This window comes from Hymenobacter arizonensis (genome assembly GCF_900115775.1).
GTDB lineage: Bacteria > Bacteroidota > Bacteroidia > Cytophagales > Hymenobacteraceae > Hymenobacter > Hymenobacter arizonensis.
On the sequence record NZ_FOXS01000010.1, the window covers coordinates 96,815 to 119,735 of the forward strand.

Genomic DNA, 22,921 nt, shown 5'->3' on the forward strand with positions numbered 1-22,921 from the left:
TGCGGAGTGCTAAATTCACCCTCCCTTCTCCGAAAAAGGAGCCGAATAACGTCCTTAAGGCGTGTTTTGCTTGAACGAACCAGATGAATAAATTACTATTTGCCCTGGCTCTGCTATACACTGCTCCAGTGGCCCAGGCACAGGCACAACCAGCAAAGGCGACCGCGAAATCCAGTGCGCTGCCCGTTGACCCGGACACCGGCTTGGTGGCCTACACCGGGGTGGTTGAAGTGCCCGGTGCCCTTCAGGCGCACTTGTACACGCGGGCCGCTGCGTGGGTTGCGGAACATTATCCAGCGGCCACCTCCGCGGTGCAGGATAAGGAAACGGGGAAACTCATTGTCCAAGGCACGGCGTATCCCCGTGCACCGGCGGGCTTTGCCTCCAGCGTGACCTACACCCTGAGCCTCTACGTGAAAGAAGGGAAATACAAGTACGATTTCACCGGTTTCCGGCACGAGGCCAAAGCAGGAGATGACGTAGGGCTGGGGGCCTTCGAGAACGAAAAGGTCGGCAATGCCCTCACCCGAGACGTGTTGCAAAAGCCGTGGAACGGCATTCGCGCTGAAACCGCTGCGCAGGTTCAGCGCCTGATTGTTTCGCTGGCGGCGGCAATGAACGGCGCAAAAGATAAGAGCGATTTCTAATCCCTCATTTTGCCTTTCCGACCCCTTCGCTGAACAGCTACTAGGTTTAGCCGTCCGTGTATTCCCACCATTCCTTGCCTATCCAGCGGGGCGTGGTCCCCTACCTTAGCCGTATGGACCGTCGCCATTTTTTTCCTTCTCGTTATGGCGCGGGCCTGTGCTTCGGGCTCCTGCTCGCTACCGGGCACGCCGGTGCCCAATCGCCCCGCGCCCCGGTCCCGCACCGCCGGGCGCCCTCGTTCACGCTCCCTGTCCTCCCGACAGCTCCTGCTTCGCCGGGGCTGTCCCCGGCCCAAGCCCAGCGAACGGCCTACCACCAGGCGCACGTGGCGCCCGTCATCCGGGGGCTGCGCCGCCAAGTGGCGGCGGTGCTCTCGGCCGAGGACCTTCAACTCGTGGACTCGGTCCAGGCCCAAATGCGGGCCATCCGCCGCCGGGCGGCCCCGTTGCAGGACCCCGTGCCCGGCGGCAACCCGCCGGCCTTGCCCCCGAGTGGACGCCACGCCCTGGCCCAACTCAGGGCCGAACACCAGCAGGCGATGGCGCGGCTGGACCCCCTCGCAGCGAAGCACGCCCCCTTCCTGGCGGCCTTGGTCGAGGAACTGGCGCCGGAACGGGCGCGCTGGCTGCGCGATTTAGCCGCCATCCCGCGGCCCGAACTCGCGGCGGACCCCACCCGGGTGAGCGACGCGCAGTGGATTGACCACCAGCTCCGACCCGAGGTGCTGCTCATCAGCGCGGCCGAGGTGCCCGCCACGACGCGTCGGCCATCGGCCAAGCAACGCTGACGGTGCAGGACGGAGGTAATGGTAAGGGCCAGACTATTGCTGGAGTCCGTTCTCCGGAATCCTCCTTCACTTAAATGGCCGCGTTTAGCTTCGGACTGTTTTGCTAAACTATACGCAGATTATTACACTTTGGGCCGCTGGGCTGATGCCCCCGGCATTGCACAAAAGAACGCGCTAGAGAATCATCTTGACGCCGAGAAACTGGGGGAAATGCCGGAACTTCGCCCCCTTTATATAACCACCCCAGCTTTCTGCACGGGGTGAACTACTGCAACGTGTTTTATGCGCTACTTCCGCCCCCTCGCATTGCTGACTCAGCTCACCAGTCTGGGCTTTCTAGTGACGAAGCAGCCAGCCCAGGCCCAGCGCCGGGCCAGGCCAGCCAGCTTCGAGCAGCGCGTTACGGTTCCGTCCATTCCATTTCGGCGCGGCGGGCTCACGGGCCTGGTTACGCCGCAGGGAAAAGTACTGGTCGAGCCGCGCTACCCCAACCAGATACTACGCGACTTCCGCACGCCTTACCTCTGGTACACCACCCAGGCAGGGCCGCTGCCCCTTATCCTGCTCAACGAGCAAGGCCAGGAACTCGGCCACTTCAAAACCTTCGCGCGGCTGCCCAACGGCATGGTGGCGGCTACCGGCCGGCGCACCGTCACGCTCTTCGATTCCGTGGGCCACTTGGTGCGCCCCACACCCTACGCCAGCATCCAAGAAAGCTGGCACCAGGGCCTGGTGCCCGTAACGCTGCCCGATTCCGTGATGACGACAAAGCCCGCCTCCGGTTCATACGGCCAACGGAACGCCACCTATGGGGTACCCGGGCTGGTGGGCCTGATGGATGCGCAGGGCCGGGAAGTGGTGCCGCCCGCTTTCAACCAGATTGGGTGGTACTGGCAAGGCTACGCGCCCGTAACGATGAGCGACCGGCGGAAAGGCGCGCTGGACCGCAAGGGCCGGGTAACCTGGCTCAGCCAGGCCCACGCCGATACCATTGCCCGCGAATACTTTGGCGGGTTCTGGGCGGGGCGGTCCAATGAGCGCCAAAGCGCCGCCGCCGTGGACGTGCGCGATAAAGTCGTCGTCCCCTTCGGCAAGTATAAACAGATTACGCGCCACCCGTCCGACCCGTATATTGAGGTGATGCAGCGCGCCCAAGTGGGGGCGCCGCCCGCGGCGCAGTGGGCGGAGCGCTGGGGCTTGCTCGACACCACGTTCCGCGAAATCACGCCGCCTCGCTACCTCAGCCTGATGCAACGGGGGCGCTGGACGGTGGTCGAATTGCCGCCCGTCGGACCGGACCAAATCCCTCAGCGCGGCGCCCTCTACCAAGGCCGGCTGGTGATACCGGCCACAAACCCGCAGGTGCACATCACCCGTGACCAGCGCTACGCGCTGGCGTTGGAAGCCGGCCGCGACGCGGTGACGCAGAAATATGCATCGCACTACGTGTGCTACGGGCCGCAGGGGCGCACCGGCATGGCCGTCCCTTCGCTTCAAACCCCAATTTACCTCGGTCACCATATTTTTTCTTACCAGACCGCTTTCGACACGCGGCCGCAGCTGATTCTGGCCAACGGCCAGAAGCCCTTCGCAGAGGAGATTACCTTTGTTTCGAATGCCTATGGCGAGCGCTACTACCAGGTGCGCACGGCCACCAAAGCGGGTCTGCTGGACACCACCGGTCGCTGGGCCGTGCCGCTCAACGCCGCCTACGACGAAGTGCTGCCCCACCAGCCCGATTCGTTATTCTACGTGAAAAAAGACAAATTAGTGGGCCTGATAACCGCAAAGGGTCAAGTGGTGGTGCCGCTGGAATACGCCCGGATTTACGACGGCCCTGGTCGGACGTTTGTTGCCAGCAAGCCCGACGGCCGGCTGGTGCTGGGCCGCCAGGGCCGCGTGCTGGTCACGCTGCCCGATTACAAAACGCGGGGCCAACGAGTGAATCAGATTCAAGTGGTGGCCCCTGGGCTGGCGATGCTACAATGGGTCGTCGAACCGACGACCCCTTCTGCCTCGCAAACGGCCCCTACCGCCTCCCCCCGAGGCCTGCTGCTGATCAATGAAAAAGGCCAACAGATTTTGCCCGCCGGAGTGGTGCAAGCCGGGCCGGCCACCAACGGGGTAATCTGGGTATCGAACGGCACGGCCTACGCGGTGCTGGACTACCAGGGCAAGCTCCTTACCGCGTTTAAATACACCCAGGTGCAGCCTTTCTTCGCGGGGATTACCACCGCCACCACCAATGGCCAAGTGGTCTGGATTGACTGCTTCGGCAAAGAGTACGCGGAGTAAAGGCCGTTGTACTAGATGATCACCGGTTTCCCTCTTAGTGAACGTCGGACCGATTGTATAAACGGACCTTTATATCGTTACCATCCGCTGGTGTGGTTTTAAACTAAGCTGCAGGCACGCTGAGTCACCTGTTAACCGCTTCCTTGTCGGACAAATGGTGCAGGGAGTGTACTAAGCATGTTACGGCAGGCCCACCTCCTTTGCGCTGAAGAGGGGATCTACTGAAAAAAAAACCTCGTCAGCTGAAGTTGGCAAAGCTGATTCCACCTGCATAGGTGAGGCGGATGGTTGCACCTTTACGTGGCTGTCCACGGCAAAGGGATGCCATGTCTCAGCGGTAAAGGTTAGGAAGGGACGCAGTCATAACAACGTGGACTTCGTACCCGCGAAGGAAGGGCGTGGGCCGGGCCACCTGAGGCCAAGGCGGCGAGCAGATACTAGGCCAGGCCTACCGGGGTGGGGCGAGCAAGACAAAGGGCCGAATGCGCACGTTCGTCGTTTCCCCGTTTTGCATCCCTGGCGTGAAATGCGGCAGCTTTGCAACAGCGGCTAGCAGCGCCTTGCCCACGCCGGGCGAAGGCGCTTGCAACACCTTCACGTCGCGCACCCGCCCCTTCCGGTCTACGACAAATTCCACCTGCGCCCGCCCTTCGGCTTTCTCCCCGTTGGGCAGTACCAACGCCTGCTGGATGGCAGTAGAGATGGCTTGGCCACCGTTACCATTGGGCAGGGCAGGCATGAGTTCTACTATATCGTAAACTTTCTTCGTATCCACTCCTTTGCCGCCGCCATCGGAGCGTTGCGGCATTACGGTTTGTGCCCCTAAAGGAGGAGTAGCGGCGATTAGAACAATAGCCAAATTGATGGCAGCGAGGTGTACGGCAAGTTTCATGCGGCAAAATAGGACCGTTTGCGTGAACTACTATCAAGCGAGAACGGCCCTTTTTACATGATATCGGGAAGTACCAGCCTGCTTACTTATGGTAACACAACCGATATATTGTCATGACTGCCAGTGATATAGGAATTGCCAGTACCGGGGCGACGAGAAAGGTGTATGGCACCATATCGAGTAGGTGAAACACCCATTCTATCCAAGCCGGCATCCGATACCACGATAACATCCACAACCAAGCGCCAACGCTGGTCAACAGCCAAAGTATGAGCCCGGCACGCCAGAAGGGGTGAGAGGCCAGCACATTCCAAATGACCAATACAGCGATGCCAAAGCACATCAGCACAAAAAAAGGTGGGATGAGCATGAACATGAGCAAGCTGGCGAAAGGATTAAATACGTTGGATAAACGCTGATGTGGACGCGTTGTCCGTTCCAAGACAGCGCGTTGTCATGCTTCTAAATGAGCAGCGTGTTTCCAGCCTGTTGTGTGGAGTACGGAGCTTGCCTTTTGATACGAATATTTTTTAAAACCACTACGTGATGCTTTTTCTGATTTGCCTGCTGGTGTTGATTGGGGGGCTGGTCCTCTTTGCCCGGTGGTTGCGCGCCAAGCAAGCGCCGCGCTACTGGCTTGCGCCCGGCATTTTACTGGGCTGTTTGCTTCTGGCAGCTGGCGTCGACATGCTCGCGTACCAGCACGCCTACGCCGTGAGCTACACGGGTGACGAGGGCTGGACCAGTGAAACCGTATATTATACACCGGACTACGACGGCGAAGAGGAGGCGCTTGCGCTCGTCCTCTGTGGCCCGTTGGTGGGGATGGTAATTCTGTTGCTGTATTCCATCAGGGGTCAACGCGGATGGCAGTTTGGGCAGTACGCCGTATTGCTTACCTGCTACCCGTTTGCGGCACTGGTTTTATTTTTTCCAACCGACAATAAACCAAGGTATTACGAGGGAGCAGCCCTTCCTTTTGTAGCCGATTCTCTTAGAGTGGTCACCCGATATTTGCCGCATAAAATTTACCGTATCACGCATTCAGGAGACAACGCCTTCGCCCAAACCCACCCTGAAAAACGCGCCAACAAGCCGGTGGCGGTGCCAGCGGCGGAACCGGAACTGCCGGGGCCTTTACGCGGCGCAAGAGTATGGAATGACCCGTCGACTCGCCGTCCCATCAAAAAACCGTTCGACTTCAATAGCATCTTTACCGAGGTAGAACAAATGCCGACGCTGAACGGCCAATACGCGGTCACGGCCAGCATGGCGGCCATCCACCGGTCCTTGGTTGTGCCACCAGGCGCCCCAGACGGCCGCGTGTTCGTGTCGTTTAACGTGGACAAAAAAGGGCGCGTCCGCCATCCCCGCATTGACCAGGGGCTGCGGGCCGACGTGGATTCGGCCGTTATCGCGGCGACGCGGCAGCTCCCGCCCTTCGTCCCCGGCCGGCACGCGGGGCAGGCGGTGACCGTGCACTTCTGGGTACCCGTGACAATTCCAGTAAAGAAGTAACCGTAAGTCGCTCTGCGGGGCTTAATGTAGTAAAACCCTCCTTTGCGTGAACCACCCTTTGGCTGAACCGTTGCGGACGCCTGGGAATAGGAGGGCAAGGGCCCCATCGCGGCGGCCTGCGTACCTTAATCGGCAGCGGTCGTTGCCCACCCCTTGGCCATCCCCCGCACACGACACCCCGACGAAGCACGTGATGGCGAAATATTCGGTGTTGCTCTGCGTGGCCCTCTCCCTGCTCTTGCTCGTCACGGCCGCCGGGCTGTACCCGGGCGGCTCGTTGGGGGCCCCCCGTTCGGACGGGTTCGACTGGTCCCAGAACTTTATCACCAACCTGTTTGGCGCGCGCGCCCTGAACGGGGCCGCGAACCCGGGCCGGTGGTGGGCCGTCGCGGGCATGGCCTTCCACGCCCTGGGGCAGGGGCTGTTTTTCCGCCACATGTCCCGCAAGATGCCCACCCGGCACGCGGCGGCCGTCCTGCAGGGGGTCGGGGGGGCCAACCTCTTGTTTTCCTTCCTGGTCGTCACGCCCCTGCACGACGCCATGGTTCACCTCTCGAGCGCCGTGGCCTTGCTCGGGCTCTTTTACGTCACGGTGTTTGTCTTCCGGTCCCGGCTGCGGTGGTTCAAGTTCGGGTGCCCTGTTTGCCTGCTGCTTGGTTACGCCACCCTCTACTTGTACGGCGCCGGCCATTGGGGGGCGTTGGCCATCATGCAGAAAGTGTCGCTGGGCAGCGCCCTGTTATTGGTGGTGGGGCTGGAGTATTTCACTCACCGGGACGACTTTGCCCCCCCTCACCCGGGCGGACCCAAAACGCCGGCCACGACCCGCTGACACAGGAGGGGCAGCCGGCAGGCGGGGGCTTCGGAGGAACGCTCCTCCAACTGAACCGCTACTCGAAAGCCGGCGTGTTGGCTAGGCCCCGTACTTGATGGCTAAGCCCATCAGGAGCGTGACGGCAAAGAGGACCACGGCCAGGCGGTTCGCCCGCTGGTGGTACGGCCGCGGGCGCGAGCGCGTGTCCTCGAAGATGGGGAAGGCGAAAGGTATCATGTCGGGTGAAGCAAGAGGAGACGGTAGGTACTGTATCGCCTTTGCTGGCAACGCATTACAGATAGCTCGCTTACCGGCATGAGCCGAACCCCTCAGGTTGCGATTCCGACCGTTTTCCTAAACCAGGTACTTGATGGCTAAGCCCACGAGGGCTGTGAGCGTAAAGAGGCCCAGGGCCAAGCGATTTGCCCGCTGGCGGTACTGCCGTGAGCGGGGACGTTCATCCAAGAAGATGGGGAAAGCAACGGGGATCATGGCGGGCGAAAGTATCAAAGTGTGATAGAGGGTATATCGCCGGAGCAGGTGGCGCATTACAGCTTATCAGTGCACGCATGTTGAATGCTCCTTTCGTTCTTTGGACCGTGGCTGTTGCAGAAGTCTAGCGAGAACGTGCAAAGCCGCCTTCGGAGGTGCTAAACAGCTAAAAAGACTAGGAAAACGGCCATTTTAGGCCGTTGCGAGCGCGACAAACCGAATGGATCGGCTTGGCGCAGAGTTCTGCAACAGCCACGACCGTTTTGCTAAACTTTCATCGGGAGCCAAGTTTCTATTCGCTACAGCACCTTACTGCTCGCTTGGACAAGGTGGCGCCTCTTGACAGCAATGTGCGCCAACATACTGCGCAAAACTCACCGCATAGATTCGCGCACTGTCCCGGGCCTGGTCTGTCACCCGACTATCATAGTATTTATCATTCCCGTAAAAGAATAATATTCGGTAGTACTTGAATTTTTTAATCATTTCTGCATCACAAATTTTCCTTGCAAGGCGATAATCTCGAATGGCATTATTCTCTTTCATACACTCACAGTACTTCGCTCCAGCATAGGTAGGGTCTGTTTGGCGTGCTGCACACGAAGACAGTAAAAGAGCACTGAAAAGGATGCTTGATGGTAGTTGCATGGGGTGGTATGACGCCGACTATTGCTTACTTATTATCCTTTGTTCGCCCTGGACGCCTATGCAGTTGCACAACGTCAGCCGGCGCGGGAGGGACGGGGTGCCACAATAACGCTCCTTTGCTTGAATCACCCCTTCGCTGAACTACCCTCTACCTTTAAGCACCACCGCCTGTTGTCTGCAACGAGGGCCCTACGGAGATGAAGCGTTATGAAAGTGGAAGAAGTGATTGCTAAGCTGACCGCCGACTTCCCCATTGCCACGCGGGCCAAGCTACGGCATCAGGACACGCCCACGGCGTGGGCCCAGTGGTTTATCCTGCCGGTTCCAGGCTACGTCGAAGCCTCTTCTTATGGGCCGGTCCCGAAGCGTGAGATTGAATGGATTGAACTCGACCCCGTGGAAGTCTGGCACATCGGCCGGCTGGTACCGCCCAAGCACATTGACCATACCCCCGCCATTTTTCAGCAGCTGCAATGCCACGGGGTCGCCATGGAAATAATCGATGGACGCATCAGAATTGCCCTGTAAGTTTCTAACGCTCCTTGAACTAAATGGCCGCGTTTACCTTCGGACCGTTTTTATGAACTTGACGCGAAGTGCTCGGGCCTTTGAATAAACGGTATAGCTTTGTTTGTGAGTGGTCTTCATCCCCTTCCGCACTCGTCCCTATCGCGGAAAATGCCGTGCCCGATTTTGAATCACTCGGTGGTTGGCCGCTCCACTTGGGTGGCGGCCCTGCTATGGCTTTTGATGAGTCACGCCGGGTATGCACAACTGCGGCGGACGTCCCCAGCCAATCCCGCCGTCATTTGCTGGCAAGAGGGCCTGAAACTGCGCTGGAGCGATTTTCAAGCGCCGCAGAACCTCCTGCCGGATGCGGGAGTAGGTGCGCATACCGGGACCTCAATTGATGTGCGCGGCGAGGTGGACGCACTGGGCCGTCCGGCGTATGTGGTGGCGTGCTATTTTAGCAAAAAAGAATCGTGGGTGCGCGATTCCTCGGCGGAGGGTAACCACATCTTGCTGGCTCACGAGCAAGTACATTTTGACCTCGCCGAGCTGTTCGCCCGTAAAATCCGCCAAAGAATTGCGCAATGCCGGCGCCGGGGGGATGAGGTATGGGGGCCCGAACTGCAGGCAGAAATTGAGGGCCTCTTGCGGGAATGGTCTGGGGTTAACGCGGTATTTGACCAGGAAGCGGCCGTTGAGCAACGACTGGCTGCCTTTGACGAGGAAATACGGGCTTTCACACCAACCCTGCAGCGATGGCAATCCCGTGTGCGACGTGAATTAACCGCACTGGGCCTATACGGTTCCAGCGACTCGACCTGTGGTCAGAAAAGCTAACCCTCCTATTTTTTAACAGAACTAGTTTACGGCACCACCCTTTTCTTGAACTCGGATGTAGGTTTGTCACGGGGACCCCACTTAGCCCGTGTCGTTGGCGAAGCGTCTTTCCTGAAGCCCTTACCCATGAGGCGTAGCCCTTTCCCCACCCCCGTCCTCTTGCTGCTGGTGGTGGTCACCAGCGGTGGGTGCGCACAGGAGAAGGCCGCCTCGGTCGAGAAGACGTACTACCCGGATGGGACCCCCGAATGGGTTGCTACCCGCAAAAATGGCCACTTGCACGGCCGAAGCGTGCTGTACTATCCGAACGGAACCATCGAAGCGGAAGCGCACTGGGTGGAGGGCCAGCGCACCGGGAAGACCCGGCGGTTTTATCGCCACGGCAAACTGGCGCAGACGGCCCAGTACGTCCGGGGCACCTTGACGGGGCCCGTGCTCCACTACGATTCGATCACGGGCCAGCCCGTGGAACGCCAGGTGTACGACGCCCAAGGCCGCCTCGTGTACCTCAACTCCTACGATCCCGACGGCCGGCCCAGCAGCAGGGGGCTCCAGTCGATCATGGAAGCCCCGGACACGATTGGGCGGGGTGGCGTTTACGCGGGCTGCCTGCGCTTTGGGTATCCCTTAACCGGCCAGGTGCGCCTGATCGTCGGGACCCTGGTCACGCGACCGGAGGCGCTCGAACGGTACCACATCCAGGACACGGTGGCCGTCATTGCCCCGGATGCGCGCGGCCGGTTTTGCTTCGCGTACCGCCTGCCGCCCGGCGCGCAGGGTCGCCAACTGTTCGGCTACCAATTTCGCCATTCGGGCAGCGCTTACGATTCCTTGTCGGTCGAGCGGTTATCGGGCACGAAACAATTTTTTGTAAAGTAGCTCTTTGAAGTAGGCGTTTAGAAGACTGCTCCTTCAACTGAACGTGGCGAGTTTACCTTCCGACCGTTTCGCTGAACAGGGCGTGGCAGGTGCTCTAATTGGTCATCATGGCAGCGGGAGTCACCTTCAACGTGTCAGGGTTAGATTTGGCGCTCCCGAAGTCAAACGTGCCGGGTTCAAGGCCCGTTGTAAGTTCCAATCGGGTAATGGTCAGGGCACCGCGGGTAATCCTTACCTTGTTTCTTCTACACCGTCTGAGGCACGGTCTAATGAGGGAAAACGCTTCCACCTTTCCGCAGCCCAAGCCCACGACCCCTATGCGTATTCGCTTCCCCGTCGCAATCAAAACATGGCTTGCGTGCCTGCTGCTTCAACTCGTTTGCATCACCAACGCCCGCGCCGATGCCTGGACGGCGGACTGGACCTCAGCCATTTTAGTGGCCCTGTTTGTACTGGCGCTGTTTTTTATCCCCAACGCGTTCTGCCTGTGGGTGGTCATCCGGTTTAGAAGTAACGCGGGCAAAGCGTTTAAGTACTTATTGTACAGCCTCGTTCCTTCCGTTATCACCGAATTGATGGCCCTGTCACTCGCGGCGAAATTAACCAACCGAGCGCTTCCCGTTGGCCCGTTCGATGAATACCTAGCCAAGCCCATTTTATGGGGACCCAAAGTCGCGCTGGTGCTCCTGGCATTCCTGATGGTACTGGCCACTCGATTGCGAACAGCGCCCAAATCAGAGGGGTCCTAGTTGCAGGGCATTCTGAGTCGCTTTCTTAATAGAAAAGGAAACTTCCCCTTATTTGATTGCCCATGGGCAGCCCTTTGGCCAAGGGGCTGCCCGAGCAGCTGGCCGGGTGAGCTTCAGGGGAATTGGGAAAGCTCGGATAAGGGCATAGAACATGTCCTTCTTGGGCCTAATCTCCAGCCATATTTGATGGGTTTGTTTTAAATCCACCGTTTTGCAGAAATACATAAAAGCCTAAATTCTTACTCCCTTTTTATAACCATGCGTTTCTCTCACACGCTGCTTGCCGCCTCCTTTGGACTGCTTTTGGTTGCCTGTCAGTCGGACCACCCCGCCCAGAACACCGGGTCCATGGTGCCCGCAGCACCAACGAAAGAAGATTCCAGTGGGACGCGGGAGGTGCCCGTAGCTGGTAAGGCCACGGATGCCAACGGCCGTGCTTCCGTTCCGCCCACGCAGCGGTGGCGCATCAACGATACCCTGGAACTGGAATGCAGCCGGCCGATTGCCACCTTCGTGACGGAGGAGCAGGCCACGCCACAGACGGTCTGGAATCACCTCGCGCTGCGGGGACGGCGCGGGTGGTACAAGCTGCTGGCGGATAACATGTACTGGACGCTGTATCACGCGTCGGTCACGCCGGATGGCAAGTTGTTTCAGTTACCGACGGTGGGGGCAGAGGACCAACTAGGCCGCGGCCGGCACCGGGCCAACAAACCGTTGAAACTGACCGAGGAAGAGTTGTTTTACAACACCTACGACGTGCCGCACCGGACGTGGACCGAATACTTGGACGAGGAGCTGAATGCGTTGCCGGCGCGGGAAATAGATGCCGAGTACCTGGGCGGCGAGTTGAACGACAAGACGTATCACCCCTTGCCGCATTGGCTCACCCAGGAACATACCCGACTGCAGCGCACCCGCCGGCTGCCCCCAGCGGAACAAGTAGCGGCGTACCTGGAACTAAGCCAGGACACGGCCCGGCACACGGGCCGGCTCGTGCCGCCCTATCGCCCGCTCTTGGCCAACCTGCTCCGGGCGTATCAGCCGTATACGACGTCGCCCGATACCACGCGCCTGCTCCAGGAAGCGGTGCGTTCGCTGACGGTGTCGACCAGCAGCAAGTCGAAGTAGAGAAGAACGCCATTTTGCTAGAACGCTCCTTATTTTGAACGGCGCGCGTTCCAGGCACGACGCATCCAGTTTACAAAAAGGCCGGCTGATTGAAGACCAATATAAAAATAAAAGCAGGTATCACCCCGTACGGCTCTACCATGATAACGCGACCTAAACTAAACGTGTACCTCACGTATTCTGGCTACAGCGATGAGTGGGAAAGAATGGGGTCGGCGCAGGAAAAATCAATCATCAGTTACAGCGACTGGCATCAAATAGATGACTTAAGAGAACGCATCTGCTTCGCGGCATCGGCTCCGGCGGATCAGGTGCAAGCAACGGCCTTGGAAAGGCTGCTAACGGAGAACTGCGAAAGCCTAGAGGTGCGGGAGGGCTTGCAAAAATTTGCTTTGAAATACTGCAATCAGGACCCCGCAAATTCGTGTTTGGTGAAAGGGGTGATTTACTTGGTTCTGCTGTTGACTGTATTGATAGTTATTGTGTACTACTATTAAGTGGAGCAGAGTGACACAAACCTTTAAATCATCCTTTAAGTGAACTACAGCCGAATGTCCACGCTGATGTCCTTTGAGTAGACTTCCTCGGCGTAAACGAGCGTGTCGCGGGGGCCTTGCTTCACTTTAATGGCCAAGTAGCAAAGCAATGGAAAGTCCGTCGCAAAGCGGCCTTGTGCGTCCGTAGTCAAGGTATCATGCCGGTAGCCGTTGTACCCGTCGTAATCACCGCCCCGGTAGTAGGCCGTTTCCAGATACAAGACGGCTCCCTTGACCGGCTGCTGGGTCTGCCGGTCGGTCACGGTGCCCACCAAGCGGGCGTTTTCTACATCGCGGTTGCAGGCGCTCAAGGCAAGTAGTAACCAAATCCACCTAGGGTGCATGGGAAGGTTGATGCTAGTGGACATGAACTATCGGTTATTCTAAACATACGCTCGTTTTGCTTTTCGGACCGTTATCCTGAACCTTGAAGTAGTCCCTGCTAGGAACGTGAAGTATGTTTAAGGGAGGGTCAAGAGGGCCGCGACCTAGATTTGTGCAAAACGTGTATTAATGAGTAATTTATTCCATTCGATTGCGCTCGTACTATTGTCAGTTGGGGACTCTCAGGCGCAATCCTTGGTAGTCAATGGGGGTTTTGAGCAATTAACAAGCTGCCCCCAATACGTGGGGGACATTGATCGCGCAAGAGGTTGGAATAACGGGGAGTTGACGCCAGACTTGTTTAGCACGTGCACTAACGGCCGAGAAAATGGCCTCAATGTGCCGGACAACTACGTGGGTTTCCAACACCCCGCAGTAGGGCAGTGTTACGCAGGCATAGCGCTCTTTAGCGAGAAAAAACACCTCAGCACGAGGAAATCGTATGAGGTGACCGAGTCCATTTGGACACAGCTCGCTACGCCGCTTCGTCCTGGGAAAACCTATCGGTTCAGCGTCTTGCTTGCGCTGGCCGATTCGTCGGTTTTTACCAGTCAGTACCTGACACCTGTGTTAAGCAAAGTGCCGTTTAACCGGGTTGGGAAAAGAGAAACGGGGCAGGCCCTGCTCCTGCACACGGCGGCGGTGGACACTGCTTGGCGGGAAGTGTCGGTTACGTTCACCGCCACCGATCGGTGGGCCTACTTGTCGCTTGGCCTTTCTCGGGAGGTATTTACGCTCAAAGCCTATAAAGACAGGTTGACTCGTCGGCGCACCGGAGTAGCGAACCAGGGCGAGGCTGTCGCATACTATTACGTCGACGAAGTAGAACTACTTGAGAGTAAGTAACCATATAAATCCCTCCTTCTGCTGAACAGCGCGCGTTTACCTTTTCCGACCGTGGCTGTTGCAGAACTCGCATCCTGGTGGCCTACGTGGTTCGTAAAAGGCGCATGCAAGGCAAGAAGCAGTTTCTCGATAAAGTCGTGACCCGCTTTCGGCTTTCCGAACGAGTCCCGCCTCATAATCTGTATCGCCGGCTGGCCGAGTTGGTGGACTGGACGTTTCTCTACGACGAGACCCGAGCGCTCTACAGCCACACCGGGCAGCCCTCGCTCGACCCGGTCGTGTTTTTCAAGCTGGTGCTGGTGGGCCGGCTGGAAAACCTGGTCAGCGACCGGCGTTTGGTCGAGCACTGCGCGTTGCGGCTCGACATTCTCTTCTTTCTGGGCTACGAGGTGGACGAGGAGCTGCCTTGGCACTCGACCGTGAGCCGCACCCGCCAGCTCTTCCCGGCCGCCGTCTTCGAGTGCCTGTTCGACCACGTCTTCGCCCAGTGCGTGGCCCGGGGCCTGGTCGCCGGCGATACGCAGGCCGTCGATTCGGCGCCGGTCAAGGCCAACGCCTCCCTGGAAGCGGTGGTGGAAAAGCAGGCGGCCGGGGCACGGGCACCGGGCCCGCACGTGGCCGGCCGCGACGACCGGCCCGTCGTGCCCGCCGCGGCGGTGCTTACGGCGCCGGCCCACCAGCTGCGCCAGCTGGCCACGGGGCAGCGCCGACGGCAGGGCGCGCAGACCGGGGCACTGGGCGCCCGCCACGAGCAGGCGCGGCTCTTGAGCAACAAGACGCACTACAGCCCCACCGACCCCGACGCGCGCATTTCCGTCAAGCCCGGCAAGGCGCGGGCCCTGAACTACCTCTGCAGCCTGGCCGTCGACACGGCCCACGGCGTCATCAGCCACGTGCAGGCCGATTACGCCGACCAGCGCGACAGCCTGCACCTGCCCCGCTTGCTCACCGGGCTGCAACGGCGCTTGCGGGAAAACGAGCTGCCCCTGCGCGCGTTGCTGGCCGACGCCGGCTACGCGAACGGGTCGAATTACGCCCAGCTCGAAGCCGCGCGCATCACGGCCTGGATCCCTGTTTTTGGCCAGTACAAGGCCGAAATTGACGGCTTCACGTACCACGGCCCAACCGACGAGTACACCTGTGCGGCCGGCAAAGTCCTCCCGTTTCGCAAGTACGACACCCGGGTCGACGGGGCCTGGCTTAAAATCTACTGGGCGACCTGCTCGGACTGCCAGCAGTGCCCGCGCAAGCCCACGTGCGTGCCCGGGGCCAAGCGCAAGCAGCTGACGCGCACGATTTACGACGCCGCGTACCGCCGGGCCTGGGAGCGGCAACAGACCCGGCGCGGGCAACGCAAACGCCGGGTCCGCGAGGGCACGGTCGAGCCCGTGTTCGGGCACCTGCTGCACCACTACGGCCTGCGCCGGCTCAACGTGCGGGGCCACGCCGGGGCCCACAAAACCATGCTGCTTACGGCCGTGGCCTACAACCTCAAAAAGCTGCTCCGCCACCGCCCCCAGCGGCAAGTGAGCCTGGCCGTGGCCCTGCCACGGCCCATGTTAGCAGCCAATTGGCGCGCCGGGCGGCGAAACAGGCACTCCGAAGCGCCCACTCGAGCACGCGCCCAGCCGCGAACCAGAAAGTCAACCGCCTAACCCGAGTTCTGCAACAGCCACGACCCTTTTGCTAAACTGACCATTAGTCTCCCAGGAGGACCAGCACCCCTTCTGGCTTATCCCCGGGAATGCCGGCTCGTATCTGCTTGAGCTCGTCGGTGGGGTACCCGGCGGGGCCGGCAAACGCAATCAGCCGGTTCCACTGCTCCGCCGACAAGTGCGTTTTCCCGTACGGGTCAATCCGCACCCCAGCGGCTTTACCGAATTCGTAGAGCAGGTTTTCTAAGGGCGTTTCAATGTCCAAGCTGCCGAGCCACGTGCTGTCCTTCGCGTTTCGGGTCGCTTGCCAGCACACATCGAGGGCCATTGGTACGGAGGGTAAATGAAACGCAAGAAAGACAACAACGCTCGTTTACCTTCAGACCGTTTTATTGAACTGCTAGCCCAGTAGCTACATTGCCGGCCGTTAACTGCCAAGGCTTGTGAATTTATGATAGAAGACCTTTCGATTGTCTCTACGCTCAACTTAATCAACGCGCGGGTGAAGGATTTTGTCCACCTGGAAGCATACATCCACTCCTTTGCAGGCAACCGGTTAACGATCAATGTGGGCGAAGAACTGATCTATTATTACAACTTCCAAGCGGTTTTCGAGGACGTGTTCATGGTGTCGATGAACACCTCGGCGTTCCTCAACACGCGGGTGCCCTGGCTATCGATTGTCCCAGCGCCAGAGTGCTTCGAGATCAATCGCCGTTTCCGCGTCGAAATCGGAAACACGGTCTTCCAACTGGACAATGAAGACCGCCTGCCCTTCTTTGTGGCCGCTAAAAGCATCAGCTATCTGCCAACAGTGGGGGGACGACCCGGCAAGCCCTGTACTTTGAACTGAGCCGCGTTCACGGCACCACCGTTCACGCATACTGGCTACCTTATCTTTTAACCCGATGTTTCCCACTTCCCCCAGTAATTTACGGCGGCTCACCTTCGTCACAATCGACCACCACCCCTTTACGTGGCCCCCGGTCGGGCACGACCCGGCCTACCATGCCTCGCTCCACTTGGTGGCCGTCGTCCGCTACACGCCGGAGCTGGACGCCATCACTGGGCAAGACTACACCGAATTGACCATCAACAGCGAGAAACGCTTGTGCGGCCTCGTTAGCTGTGAACCGGCCCAACCCGGCGATAAGGTGGGCGTCATCAGCGCACGGCCTTTTCTACCCTTCACCCCCGAGTAATACCAGGTGACTCCAAGCACCCGACTGTACCATCAACGCATTGTTGCTTATCGCTTTAATTATTCGGACGTTTAAGCGAACCAGCTAACTAAGTTCGAAGCAGTGACTGCGGTGTGCTGGGGGTGTTTATTCCTCCGGGAAGAGGTCAATCACTCGAAATTTAAAGGCTTGCTCTTCTTTCACAATGAGGTGGACGAACTCAGGGACTTCCCACTGCATGGTCCGCATGAAGGCGAGCAATTCGTCGAGGTTTAAATGATTGTAGGCCCCGATAAGTAACCCGCCTGCCCAGAACTTGCTGCCGCCGTACCATCCTGTTGGCAGGGCAGGGGAATCCACAGAGACCGCACTGAAGGGCCGATGGTGGTGCTCATACTGGGCAAGTTGTTGCTGGACCTTTTCCTCGTCTTCAGAACTGGAAAAGGCAATAAGCAAATTGGTTATGTAACTCATACGCGGGCAAAAGGGCCTGATAAAGGAATACTACCCCGGTGTCAACCAATTCATACTCCCACTGCTTTAGCTAAAGCCAAAGTAACGCTCGTTTTGCTAGAATCACCGTTTTCCTGAACGACTTGCTACTAATTCCACCCCTGCCTCAATGCCGCTTTCATCCCGCTTTGTAAACATCTTTTTCTCGGTTTCGGCGGGCCTGGTGGGCGTTATGGCGCTGGCGTTCGGTTCCTACGCCTTTTACCGCCACTACGCGATGGAAGCCCCCACCAGCCCCATCGTCTTGTTTGCCTCCTACGATTCCGGCGTGGCCGGCACGATGCTGGTCTTCCAAGCGGACGGCACCTTTCGCTACGAGAACTCGGCGTTTATCGCAACCGACGTGGTCACGGGTCACTACACGCGAACTGATAGCCTCATTCGTTTGGACCGGCTGCCAAAAACCGGGCTATTAAAGCGTCAAACACTCTTAGTGCGCCCTTCCCCCTTTACGGAAACGGGCCATGGGATATGGCAGGTAGGCCCCACGGGCCGCGTAGATTCAACGTTGGTGGTGTTCACTATTTTCCCTGCTCAATAAGTACGCTCGTTTTGCTAGAATCACCGTTGTGCTGAACGAGACGCTGTCCTATGCTGTGGGGCATCCAGCTCCTGCGCGGGGAGCCTGCCTTAGGGTTTAACGGGCAGGGGCGGCCCCAGGAACCGCATGCCGTGGTCGCGGAACAGCTGTTCGCGCTCGGCCCCGGTAAGCGGGGTTTTGCTCCCGGAACGGACCCGGAAAAAGTCTTCCATTTTCCCGGCGGGTTGCAGAAAGTACAGCAGTTTGCCGGTGTCCGTGAGTTGGGTCCAGGTGTGGGGCACTTGGCGGGGTAGAAAAATAGTGTCGCCGGGCCGGAGGTGGCGCTGCTCTTCGCCCACCACAAACCGGTACTCGCCGGCGACCACGTAGAAGACTTCGTCCTGGGCCTCGTGCAGGTGCAGCGAGGGCCCCCCCTTGGCGGTGCCGGTGTACTCAAACACCGCCAGGGCGCCGCCGGTGTCTTGCCCCGCTATCTTAAGGTCGTTCGGGTTCGGGCCCACAAATGTTTTTTCCCCGAACCGGCCCGCCCCGGCGTCGACGGTGAAGCTGGGGCCGGTGGGCGGGGCATCCGAGGGGTCGGGGGCGAACGCCGCAAAGGGGGCTCCCAAAGCCGCGCCAGGAGCCGCCCACAGGCTGGTGACGAAAAAGTGCCGACGTTTCATGCGTAACGGGGGTAAGGGTGAGAAGAGGTACAAATCTCTGCCCTCTCTCGCCCCCGGCATTGGTACAATTTAGACGTTTTGCGTCGGCAAGAGCTTGGCATTGCCTCCGGCCTCCACCAAGCCGAACCCCCGCTCGGGGGCCTGGGTGTCTTGCCGATAGAAGGCCCCCGGCGAGCGGCCGGTAAACGCCCGGTAGTCCTTGGCCAGGTGCTGGTGGTCGTGGTAGCCGCAGGCCACCGCCACGCTGAGCCAGTCCAGTTCGGGCTGGCGGTTCTTGAGCCGGAAGGCCCGGTCAAAGCGCGCAATGCGCGCGTACAGGGCCGGGCCCACGCCCAGGCGCTGGACGCACTGGCGGTCGAGCTGCCGGGGGCTCAGGCAGGCATAATCGGCCAGCGCGTCGAGGCCCAGCCGGGGGCCGGGGCGCAGCAGCAACTGCCCCACCGCGTCGGCGGGGTGGGGCGCCGCGCGCCGCCGCGCGATCCGGCCGAGCAAAAAGCGTTCGAGCAGCGGCAGCATCTCGGGCCAGCCGGCGGCGCTGCCCAGGCGCGCGGTGAGCTGGCGCAGCTCGGCGCCCCACACGGCTTCGGCGTCAATAAAGGTGTTGGTGAGCTCGCCCTGCGGCAGACACAAAAAATCCATTTTCCCGGCGGGTTGCAGAAAGTACAGCAGTTTGCCGGTGTCCGTGAGTTGGGTCCAGGTGTGGGACACTTGGTGGGGCAGGAAAATGGTGTCGCCGGGCCGGAGGTGGCGTTGTTCCGCGCCCACCACAAACCGGTACGCGCCGGCGACCACGTAGAAGACTTCGTCCTGGGCCTCGTGCAGGTGCAGCGAGGGGCCGCCTTTGGCGGTGCCGGTGTACTCAAACACCGCCAGGGCGCCGCCGGTGTCTTGCCCCGCTATCTTGAGGTCGTTCGGGTTCGGGCCCACAAATGTTTTTTTTCCGAACCGGCCCGCCCCGGCGTCGACGGTGAAGCTGGGGCCGGTGGGCGGGGCGTCCGAGGGGTCGGGGGCGGGGGCGAACGCCGCAAGGGGGGCTCCCAAAGCCGCGCCAGGAGCCGCCCACAGGCTGGTGGCGAGAAAGTGCCGACGTTTCATGCGTAACGGGGGTAAGGGTGAGAAGAGGTACAAATCTCGGACCTCTCCCGCCCCCGGTATTGGTACCATCTAGACGTTTTGCCCCGGCAGGGGCGTGGCCTGTTCGCCCCCCTCCACCAAGCCGAACCCCCGCTCGGGGTCCTGGGCGTCTTGCTGGAAAAAGGCGCTGGGCGAGCGCCCGGTAAAGGCCCGGTAGTCCTTGGCCAGGTGCTGGTGGTCGTGGTAGCCGCAGGCCACGGCCACGCTGAGCCGGTCCAGGTCGGGGGAGCGGTTCTTGAGCCGGAAGGCGCGGTCGAAGCGCACGATGCGCGCGTACAGGGCCGGGCCCACGCCCAGGCGCTGCACGAACTGGCGGTCGAGTTGCCGGGGGGATCAGGCAGGCGAAGTCGGCCAGCGCGTCGAGGCCCAGCCGGGGGCCGGGGCGCAGCAGCAGCTGCCCCACCGCGTCGGCGGGGTGGGGCGCCGCGCGCCGCCGCGCGATGCGGCCGAGCAAAAAGCGTTCGAGCAGCGGCAGCATCTCCGGCCACCCGGCGGCGCTGCCCAGGCGCGCGGTGAGCTGGCGCAGCTCGGCGCCCCACACGGCGTCGGCGTCAATAAAGGTGTTGGTGAGCTCACCTTGCGGAATGCCGGTCAGCCGGTACAAGGCCCCGGGCTGCAGCACCACCTGCAGGGCCAGGAACTCGCGGCCCACGTAGCGGTTGCTCACCACCGCGTGCTGGCCGATGAGCGCCGCGCGCGGCCGGGTCACCTTCGGCCGGCCGTCGTAGGCGACCGCTTCGGCGTCGCGCGGGTAAAAGGCCAGGCACTGCTCCGGCCGGGGCGGGTAAGCTTTAAAGGGGAGGGCCGCGCCGGCGGGAAACACAAAGTGGATGACCTGAATGAGGCGCACGTAGTCGCGGAGCGGCGGGCTGGGCAAAAAATCCTGGAGCAGCATACGCGGAAGGTAGGGGGTGACCGCCGGCCCGGTGCCGGGGAGTGCGGGGCCGCTTCGTAAAAATAAGACGGTTCGTGTTGCCGCGCCCTGGTCAGATCAAGGGCAGTTGTTTTCCCTGTAATAAGCCGCATTTCGCGATTCAGACCCTTTTGGTAAACTACGTCCAAGACCCACCTTGATGCGTAGCGATGAAGGCTCTTACCGCGAGTAGTACGTTCGATTAACCCAGGTGAGGAAGCCGTCCGCGTCCTGCGCGCTGTCGAAGGATACCCAAGAATGCGCGGTTAAAGCGGCGATAACGAAGGTGTCGGGTAGGGCAATGGGGGCGCCCAGGTCCTGCCAGCGCGCGTGGCCGTTGCGGACCAAGGCCGAGTCGACGAGCCGTTGCAGCACCAGCGTGTCTGCGCGTCGGGTGTAGGTCCACATCGCACGGATGCGGCCATTCCGGAAATGCCACTGTTCGGGCCCGATGATCATCAGCCCGGCTGGATCGGTCTTTGCGCTGCGCATCCGGTTTAATAGCTGCCCGCGGTCGTTGTAAATCGCCGTGCTGCCCGAATCCTGCCGCCACTGGCCGTAGAGGGAAGGCGCCGGAAGGGCTCCCGATTCAGCCGGAGCGGGGGACGTGCAGCGGGCCTGAAGGAGCGCGAACGCACCGAGAACCAGGGGAAGTAAGCGATGGGAAAAAGGCCGGCCCATGCACCTAAGATAAAGGGTGTCTTGTTCGGCTACTCCCTACCAATGTTCAATACATCCCTCGTTATCTTATTCGGCCCCTTTATCTGAACACTTCTAGAGCAGGAGATTATATCTAATCAACGGTTAGTCGCAGCTTGCAAAAAGGCTTATTGCTCCAGCGCTACCTTTCCCACCTCAAGCCTCATAATATGTTAGGACTGCTCCTGTGGATCGGCGTTATGTACCTCGTGATACTGGCCGTAGTAGGCTTCGCGCTGTTTCTCTTATCGGCTTATGCGTTACTGTTTCACCGTATTAAGAGCACCTGCTTTCGGATTGGTTTATCGGTCTCGTTTTGGGGATTTGTCACCACCGTTATCCGCAGCGGCACCACGGGCATCGGCAGGGATTTAATCCTGCCCGGCAGCGAATTATTCTTTGACCAACGGCTGGTAAGAAACAAGGACATTAATACGATGCTCCAATACTTTGCGCTGCTGGGCGTGCTAACCTACTGCATCTGCCGGCTTATCTGGTATGGCGTACAAAAGCGGAATAAAGCCCGAGTACTTAATGGCGGCCCCGATGTGGTCGACAACCAGCGCGTGCAATAACCCTCGTTCTGCTGATCGGACCGTGGCTGTTGCAGAAGTCCAATTTGACGCGACAGGTAGGCCATCAAGGGATGGAGGCCGGCCTGCAATACGCTGAAATAGGCCTTTTGCACCCTCACTAGGACTGACGCAGGCCGATTTTGAGCCATTTTCTGAGTTCTGCAACAGCCACGACCCTTTTCGTGAACTAGCAGAACCGTCGACCCTGTGGGAGCTGCCAACGTTGCAGCGATTCGTCAAACACGAACGCGGAGTTGGCTAAAAGTCCGGCCGGCGCAACAGCACCGCTAGGCTGTCGTAACAGGAGACGGTGAACTGCAGCCCGTTTACCTCGTTGTCGGGCGAATACGATATTTCGCTGGGATAATTTGTCGTAAAAGGGGTGGGTTGGTACGGGCGTTTATGGCGGTGCCCCGCGGTAAAGACCCCGACCTGCTGCGGGTCCAGCACCCCCCCTGGCCCGGTGCGCTGCTGGTTCTTGGCAAACGCCAGCTCGTCTAGCGGGTGCAATTGGCGCAGGCGCTGGCCGGTTGCGTCCACGAGGTAGTATTCGGCGCGGGCCAAGTCGTCGGCGCCGAGCGGATCCGAGGTGCTCAGGTGGCCGTACGGCGGTACGTGGAGGATTGCGCGGCCGTCTACCTCCGTGAACGGGTCCGGCATGTCGTACTGCCGGGAGAGGATTACTCGACCGCGAAAGCCTTCCGGAATCAGAAAGACCAGGCGGTTGTGGGGAGGCAACCACTTGGCCCCGGTCACGAGCAGCACGATAAGGACGGGCCCGAGCACGGGGGACAGGGCCAGCAGCTTGGCCCAGCGCGGCTGCGGGCCCCGGACGATGAGCCAGACGCCGAGCAGCAGCCCGCCGGCCGGCAGCAGCAAGAGCAGCAACAACGGGGGCAGGTAGGCGCCAATCATAAAAATCGGCACGGCCAGCAGCAGGCTGCCCAGCAACAGCAGGGGCCCGACCCAAAAGCCGAGGCGGCGCCAGGAAGTATCGCGGGGGGGCGTGGTTAGCCAGGAGGTATCGCGGGGGGACATGGTCCGGAACGGGTAAAACGAGTCGGGGGTAGGACGACCAAGGC

General features: G+C 60.1%; 28 protein-coding genes and 1 pseudogene. 18 read left to right on the forward strand and 11 right to left on the reverse strand.

What is annotated here, in order from left to right:
* The first annotated feature begins 128 nt into the window (after positions 1-128).
* From BMZ66_RS23690 to BMZ66_RS23700, 3 genes are all read left to right on the forward strand, one after another.
* Positions 129-647: a DUF4468 domain-containing protein gene (locus BMZ66_RS23690; protein ID WP_177204894.1), complete on the forward strand. Its 519-nt coding sequence runs from the start codon at positions 129-131 to the stop codon at positions 645-647.
* Positions 648-760: 113 nt separating this feature from the next.
* Positions 761-1,435 carry a polyadenylate binding domain-containing protein gene (locus BMZ66_RS23695; protein ID WP_092678867.1) on the forward strand — a complete coding sequence of 225 codons (675 nt, stop codon included), beginning with the start codon at positions 761-763 and terminating at the stop codon, positions 1,433-1,435.
* A 282-nt stretch (positions 1,436-1,717) separates the two neighbouring features.
* Positions 1,718-3,730: a WG repeat-containing protein gene (locus tag BMZ66_RS23700; protein WP_092678868.1), complete on the forward strand. Its 2,013-nt coding sequence runs from the start codon at positions 1,718-1,720 to the stop codon at positions 3,728-3,730.
* 448 nt (positions 3,731-4,178) lie between these two features.
* Here the strand turns inward: BMZ66_RS23700 and BMZ66_RS23705 are convergent, their stop codons facing one another.
* Positions 4,179-4,622, reverse strand: coding sequence for an energy transducer TonB (locus BMZ66_RS23705; protein ID WP_092678869.1), 444 nt, complete (start codon positions 4,620-4,622; stop codon positions 4,179-4,181).
* A 546-nt stretch (positions 4,623-5,168) separates the two neighbouring features.
* Between BMZ66_RS23705 and BMZ66_RS23715 the strand changes: the two genes are divergently transcribed.
* Both BMZ66_RS23715 and BMZ66_RS23720 read left to right on the forward strand, forming a co-directional pair.
* On the forward strand, positions 5,169-6,140 hold the full coding sequence (locus BMZ66_RS23715) for an energy transducer TonB (protein ID WP_092678871.1): 972 nt from the start codon (positions 5,169-5,171) through the stop codon (positions 6,138-6,140).
* A 193-nt stretch (positions 6,141-6,333) separates the two neighbouring features.
* A complete protein-coding gene (locus BMZ66_RS23720; RefSeq protein ID WP_092678872.1) occupies positions 6,334-6,972 on the forward strand; it encodes a hypothetical protein in 639 nt (212 codons plus the stop codon).
* Positions 6,973-7,053: 81 nt separating this feature from the next.
* On the opposite strand, the gene BMZ66_RS25730 is transcribed toward BMZ66_RS23720, so the two are convergent.
* Positions 7,054-7,191 carry a hypothetical protein gene (locus tag BMZ66_RS25730; RefSeq protein ID WP_177204895.1) on the reverse strand — a complete coding sequence of 46 codons (138 nt, stop codon included), beginning with the start codon at positions 7,189-7,191 and terminating at the stop codon, positions 7,054-7,056.
* Between the two features lie 564 nt (positions 7,192-7,755).
* Positions 7,756-7,992 carry a hypothetical protein gene (locus BMZ66_RS25885; RefSeq protein ID WP_143080409.1) on the reverse strand — a complete coding sequence of 79 codons (237 nt, stop codon included), beginning with the start codon at positions 7,990-7,992 and terminating at the stop codon, positions 7,756-7,758.
* Positions 7,993-8,301: 309 nt separating this feature from the next.
* On the opposite strand from BMZ66_RS25885, the gene BMZ66_RS23725 reads away from it, so the two are divergent.
* The 6 genes from BMZ66_RS23725 (at position 8,302) to BMZ66_RS23750 (ending at position 12,697) form a co-directional block, all read left to right on the forward strand.
* Entirely contained in the window at positions 8,302-8,622 is a 321-nt protein-coding gene (locus BMZ66_RS23725) for a DUF6678 family protein (RefSeq protein ID WP_092678873.1), read from the forward strand.
* 165 nt (positions 8,623-8,787) lie between these two features.
* On the forward strand, positions 8,788-9,441 hold the full coding sequence (locus tag BMZ66_RS23730) for a hypothetical protein (protein WP_177204896.1): 654 nt from the start codon (positions 8,788-8,790) through the stop codon (positions 9,439-9,441).
* Positions 9,442-9,609: 168 nt separating this feature from the next.
* Positions 9,610-10,320, forward strand: a complete 711-nt coding sequence (locus BMZ66_RS23735) for a toxin-antitoxin system YwqK family antitoxin (protein WP_234795219.1) — start codon at positions 9,610-9,612, stop codon at positions 10,318-10,320.
* A 317-nt stretch (positions 10,321-10,637) separates the two neighbouring features.
* Positions 10,638-11,069, forward strand: a complete 432-nt coding sequence (locus BMZ66_RS23740) for a hypothetical protein (RefSeq protein WP_143080412.1) — start codon at positions 10,638-10,640, stop codon at positions 11,067-11,069.
* A gap of 258 nt (positions 11,070-11,327) precedes the next feature.
* Positions 11,328-12,200, forward strand: a complete 873-nt coding sequence (locus tag BMZ66_RS23745; RefSeq protein ID WP_092678877.1) for a hypothetical protein — start codon at positions 11,328-11,330, stop codon at positions 12,198-12,200.
* Between the two features lie 140 nt (positions 12,201-12,340).
* The gene (locus BMZ66_RS23750; RefSeq protein WP_092678878.1) at positions 12,341-12,697 is read left to right on the forward strand and encodes a hypothetical protein; all 357 of its coding nucleotides are present in this window, start codon (positions 12,341-12,343) and stop codon (positions 12,695-12,697) included.
* Positions 12,698-12,741: 44 nt separating this feature from the next.
* On the opposite strand, the gene BMZ66_RS23755 is transcribed toward BMZ66_RS23750, so the two are convergent.
* The gene (locus BMZ66_RS23755; RefSeq protein ID WP_143080413.1) at positions 12,742-13,104 is read right to left on the reverse strand and encodes a hypothetical protein; all 363 of its coding nucleotides are present in this window, start codon (positions 13,102-13,104) and stop codon (positions 12,742-12,744) included.
* A 463-nt stretch (positions 13,105-13,567) separates the two neighbouring features.
* On the opposite strand from BMZ66_RS23755, the gene BMZ66_RS25370 reads away from it, so the two are divergent.
* Together BMZ66_RS25370 and BMZ66_RS23765 are read left to right on the forward strand one after the other, a co-directional pair.
* Entirely contained in the window at positions 13,568-13,966 is a 399-nt protein-coding gene (locus BMZ66_RS25370) for a hypothetical protein (protein WP_143080414.1), read from the forward strand.
* An 86-nt stretch (positions 13,967-14,052) separates the two neighbouring features.
* A complete protein-coding gene (locus BMZ66_RS23765; RefSeq protein WP_143080415.1) occupies positions 14,053-15,621 on the forward strand; it encodes an IS1182 family transposase in 1,569 nt (522 codons plus the stop codon).
* A 43-nt stretch (positions 15,622-15,664) separates the two neighbouring features.
* On the opposite strand, the gene BMZ66_RS23770 is transcribed toward BMZ66_RS23765, so the two are convergent.
* Entirely contained in the window at positions 15,665-15,949 is a 285-nt protein-coding gene (locus BMZ66_RS23770; protein ID WP_092678881.1) for a hypothetical protein, read from the reverse strand.
* Positions 15,950-16,072: 123 nt separating this feature from the next.
* On the opposite strand from BMZ66_RS23770, the gene BMZ66_RS23775 reads away from it, so the two are divergent.
* Both BMZ66_RS23775 and BMZ66_RS23780 read left to right on the forward strand, forming a co-directional pair.
* The gene (locus BMZ66_RS23775; protein WP_092678882.1) at positions 16,073-16,474 is read left to right on the forward strand and encodes a hypothetical protein; all 402 of its coding nucleotides are present in this window, start codon (positions 16,073-16,075) and stop codon (positions 16,472-16,474) included.
* 55 nt (positions 16,475-16,529) lie between these two features.
* A complete protein-coding gene (locus BMZ66_RS23780) occupies positions 16,530-16,823 on the forward strand; it encodes a hypothetical protein (RefSeq protein ID WP_092678883.1) in 294 nt (97 codons plus the stop codon).
* 126 nt (positions 16,824-16,949) lie between these two features.
* Here the strand turns inward: BMZ66_RS23780 and BMZ66_RS23785 are convergent, their stop codons facing one another.
* Positions 16,950-17,276 carry a hypothetical protein gene (locus BMZ66_RS23785; protein ID WP_092678884.1) on the reverse strand — a complete coding sequence of 109 codons (327 nt, stop codon included), beginning with the start codon at positions 17,274-17,276 and terminating at the stop codon, positions 16,950-16,952.
* Positions 17,277-17,424: 148 nt separating this feature from the next.
* On the opposite strand from BMZ66_RS23785, the gene BMZ66_RS23790 reads away from it, so the two are divergent.
* Positions 17,425-17,856: a hypothetical protein gene (locus BMZ66_RS23790; protein WP_092678885.1), complete on the forward strand. Its 432-nt coding sequence runs from the start codon at positions 17,425-17,427 to the stop codon at positions 17,854-17,856.
* Positions 17,857-17,945: 89 nt separating this feature from the next.
* Here BMZ66_RS23790 and BMZ66_RS23795 read toward each other — a convergent pair whose 3' ends face one another.
* From BMZ66_RS23795 to BMZ66_RS23805, 3 genes and pseudogenes are all read right to left on the reverse strand, one after another.
* Positions 17,946-18,518, reverse strand: a complete 573-nt coding sequence (locus BMZ66_RS23795; RefSeq protein WP_177204876.1) for a cupin domain-containing protein — start codon at positions 18,516-18,518, stop codon at positions 17,946-17,948.
* Positions 18,519-18,587: 69 nt separating this feature from the next.
* Positions 18,588-19,613, reverse strand: a complete 1,026-nt coding sequence (locus tag BMZ66_RS25375) for an AraC family transcriptional regulator (RefSeq protein WP_143080416.1) — start codon at positions 19,611-19,613, stop codon at positions 18,588-18,590.
* 69 nt (positions 19,614-19,682) lie between these two features.
* Positions 19,683-19,973, reverse strand: a pseudogene (locus BMZ66_RS23805) (helix-turn-helix domain-containing protein); the annotation flags it as partial.
* A 256-nt stretch (positions 19,974-20,229) separates the two neighbouring features.
* Here BMZ66_RS23805 and BMZ66_RS23810 point away from each other — a divergent pair.
* Complete coding sequence (locus BMZ66_RS23810) at positions 20,230-20,607, forward strand: hypothetical protein (protein WP_143080417.1); 378 nt, start codon at positions 20,230-20,232, stop codon at positions 20,605-20,607.
* 138 nt (positions 20,608-20,745) lie between these two features.
* On the opposite strand, the gene BMZ66_RS23815 is transcribed toward BMZ66_RS23810, so the two are convergent.
* Positions 20,746-21,246, reverse strand: coding sequence for a hypothetical protein (locus tag BMZ66_RS23815; RefSeq protein ID WP_092678888.1), 501 nt, complete (start codon positions 21,244-21,246; stop codon positions 20,746-20,748).
* Positions 21,247-21,434: 188 nt separating this feature from the next.
* On the opposite strand from BMZ66_RS23815, the gene BMZ66_RS23820 reads away from it, so the two are divergent.
* Entirely contained in the window at positions 21,435-21,839 is a 405-nt protein-coding gene (locus BMZ66_RS23820; protein WP_092678889.1) for a hypothetical protein, read from the forward strand.
* 258 nt (positions 21,840-22,097) lie between these two features.
* Here BMZ66_RS23820 and BMZ66_RS23825 read toward each other — a convergent pair whose 3' ends face one another.
* Positions 22,098-22,877: a DUF6843 domain-containing protein gene (locus BMZ66_RS23825; protein WP_092678890.1), complete on the reverse strand. Its 780-nt coding sequence runs from the start codon at positions 22,875-22,877 to the stop codon at positions 22,098-22,100.
* Positions 22,878-22,921: the final 44 nt, after the last annotated feature.

What these genes read in the sequence shown, in the direction of transcription:
- BMZ66_RS23695 (WP_092678867.1), top strand. Translation starts at nt 761, where the DNA reads ATGGACCGTCGCCATTTTTTTCCTTCTCGTTATGGCGCGGGCCTGTGC.
- BMZ66_RS23700 (WP_092678868.1), top strand. Translation starts at nt 1,718, where the DNA reads ATGCGCTACTTCCGCCCCCTCGCATTGCTGACTCAGCTCACCAGTCTG.
- BMZ66_RS23705 (WP_092678869.1), bottom strand. Translation starts at nt 4,622, where the DNA reads ATGAAACTTGCCGTACACCTCGCTGCCATCAATTTGGCTATTGTTCTA.
- BMZ66_RS23715 (WP_092678871.1), top strand. Translation starts at nt 5,169, where the DNA reads ATGCTTTTTCTGATTTGCCTGCTGGTGTTGATTGGGGGGCTGGTCCTC.
- BMZ66_RS23720 (WP_092678872.1), top strand. Translation starts at nt 6,334, where the DNA reads ATGGCGAAATATTCGGTGTTGCTCTGCGTGGCCCTCTCCCTGCTCTTG.
- BMZ66_RS25730 (WP_177204895.1), bottom strand. Translation starts at nt 7,191, where the DNA reads ATGATACCTTTCGCCTTCCCCATCTTCGAGGACACGCGCTCGCGCCCG.
- BMZ66_RS25885 (WP_143080409.1), bottom strand. Translation starts at nt 7,992, where the DNA reads ATGAAAGAGAATAATGCCATTCGAGATTATCGCCTTGCAAGGAAAATT.
- BMZ66_RS23725 (WP_092678873.1), top strand. Translation starts at nt 8,302, where the DNA reads ATGAAAGTGGAAGAAGTGATTGCTAAGCTGACCGCCGACTTCCCCATT.
- BMZ66_RS23740 (WP_143080412.1), top strand. Translation starts at nt 10,638, where the DNA reads ATGCGTATTCGCTTCCCCGTCGCAATCAAAACATGGCTTGCGTGCCTG.
- BMZ66_RS23745 (WP_092678877.1), top strand. Translation starts at nt 11,328, where the DNA reads ATGCGTTTCTCTCACACGCTGCTTGCCGCCTCCTTTGGACTGCTTTTG.
- BMZ66_RS23750 (WP_092678878.1), top strand. Translation starts at nt 12,341, where the DNA reads ATGATAACGCGACCTAAACTAAACGTGTACCTCACGTATTCTGGCTAC.
- BMZ66_RS23755 (WP_143080413.1), bottom strand. Translation starts at nt 13,104, where the DNA reads ATGTCCACTAGCATCAACCTTCCCATGCACCCTAGGTGGATTTGGTTA.
- BMZ66_RS23770 (WP_092678881.1), bottom strand. Translation starts at nt 15,949, where the DNA reads ATGGCCCTCGATGTGTGCTGGCAAGCGACCCGAAACGCGAAGGACAGC.
- BMZ66_RS23775 (WP_092678882.1), top strand. Translation starts at nt 16,073, where the DNA reads ATGATAGAAGACCTTTCGATTGTCTCTACGCTCAACTTAATCAACGCG.
- BMZ66_RS23780 (WP_092678883.1), top strand. Translation starts at nt 16,530, where the DNA reads ATGTTTCCCACTTCCCCCAGTAATTTACGGCGGCTCACCTTCGTCACA.
- BMZ66_RS23785 (WP_092678884.1), bottom strand. Translation starts at nt 17,276, where the DNA reads ATGAGTTACATAACCAATTTGCTTATTGCCTTTTCCAGTTCTGAAGAC.
- BMZ66_RS23790 (WP_092678885.1), top strand. Translation starts at nt 17,425, where the DNA reads ATGCCGCTTTCATCCCGCTTTGTAAACATCTTTTTCTCGGTTTCGGCG.
- BMZ66_RS23795 (WP_177204876.1), bottom strand. Translation starts at nt 18,518, where the DNA reads ATGAAACGTCGGCACTTTTTCGTCACCAGCCTGTGGGCGGCTCCTGGC.
- BMZ66_RS25375 (WP_143080416.1), bottom strand. Translation starts at nt 19,613, where the DNA reads ATGAAACGTCGGCACTTTCTCGCCACCAGCCTGTGGGCGGCTCCTGGC.
- BMZ66_RS23815 (WP_092678888.1), bottom strand. Translation starts at nt 21,246, where the DNA reads ATGGGCCGGCCTTTTTCCCATCGCTTACTTCCCCTGGTTCTCGGTGCG.
- BMZ66_RS23820 (WP_092678889.1), top strand. Translation starts at nt 21,435, where the DNA reads ATGTTAGGACTGCTCCTGTGGATCGGCGTTATGTACCTCGTGATACTG.
- BMZ66_RS23825 (WP_092678890.1), bottom strand. Translation starts at nt 22,877, where the DNA reads ATGTCCCCCCGCGATACCTCCTGGCTAACCACGCCCCCCCGCGATACT.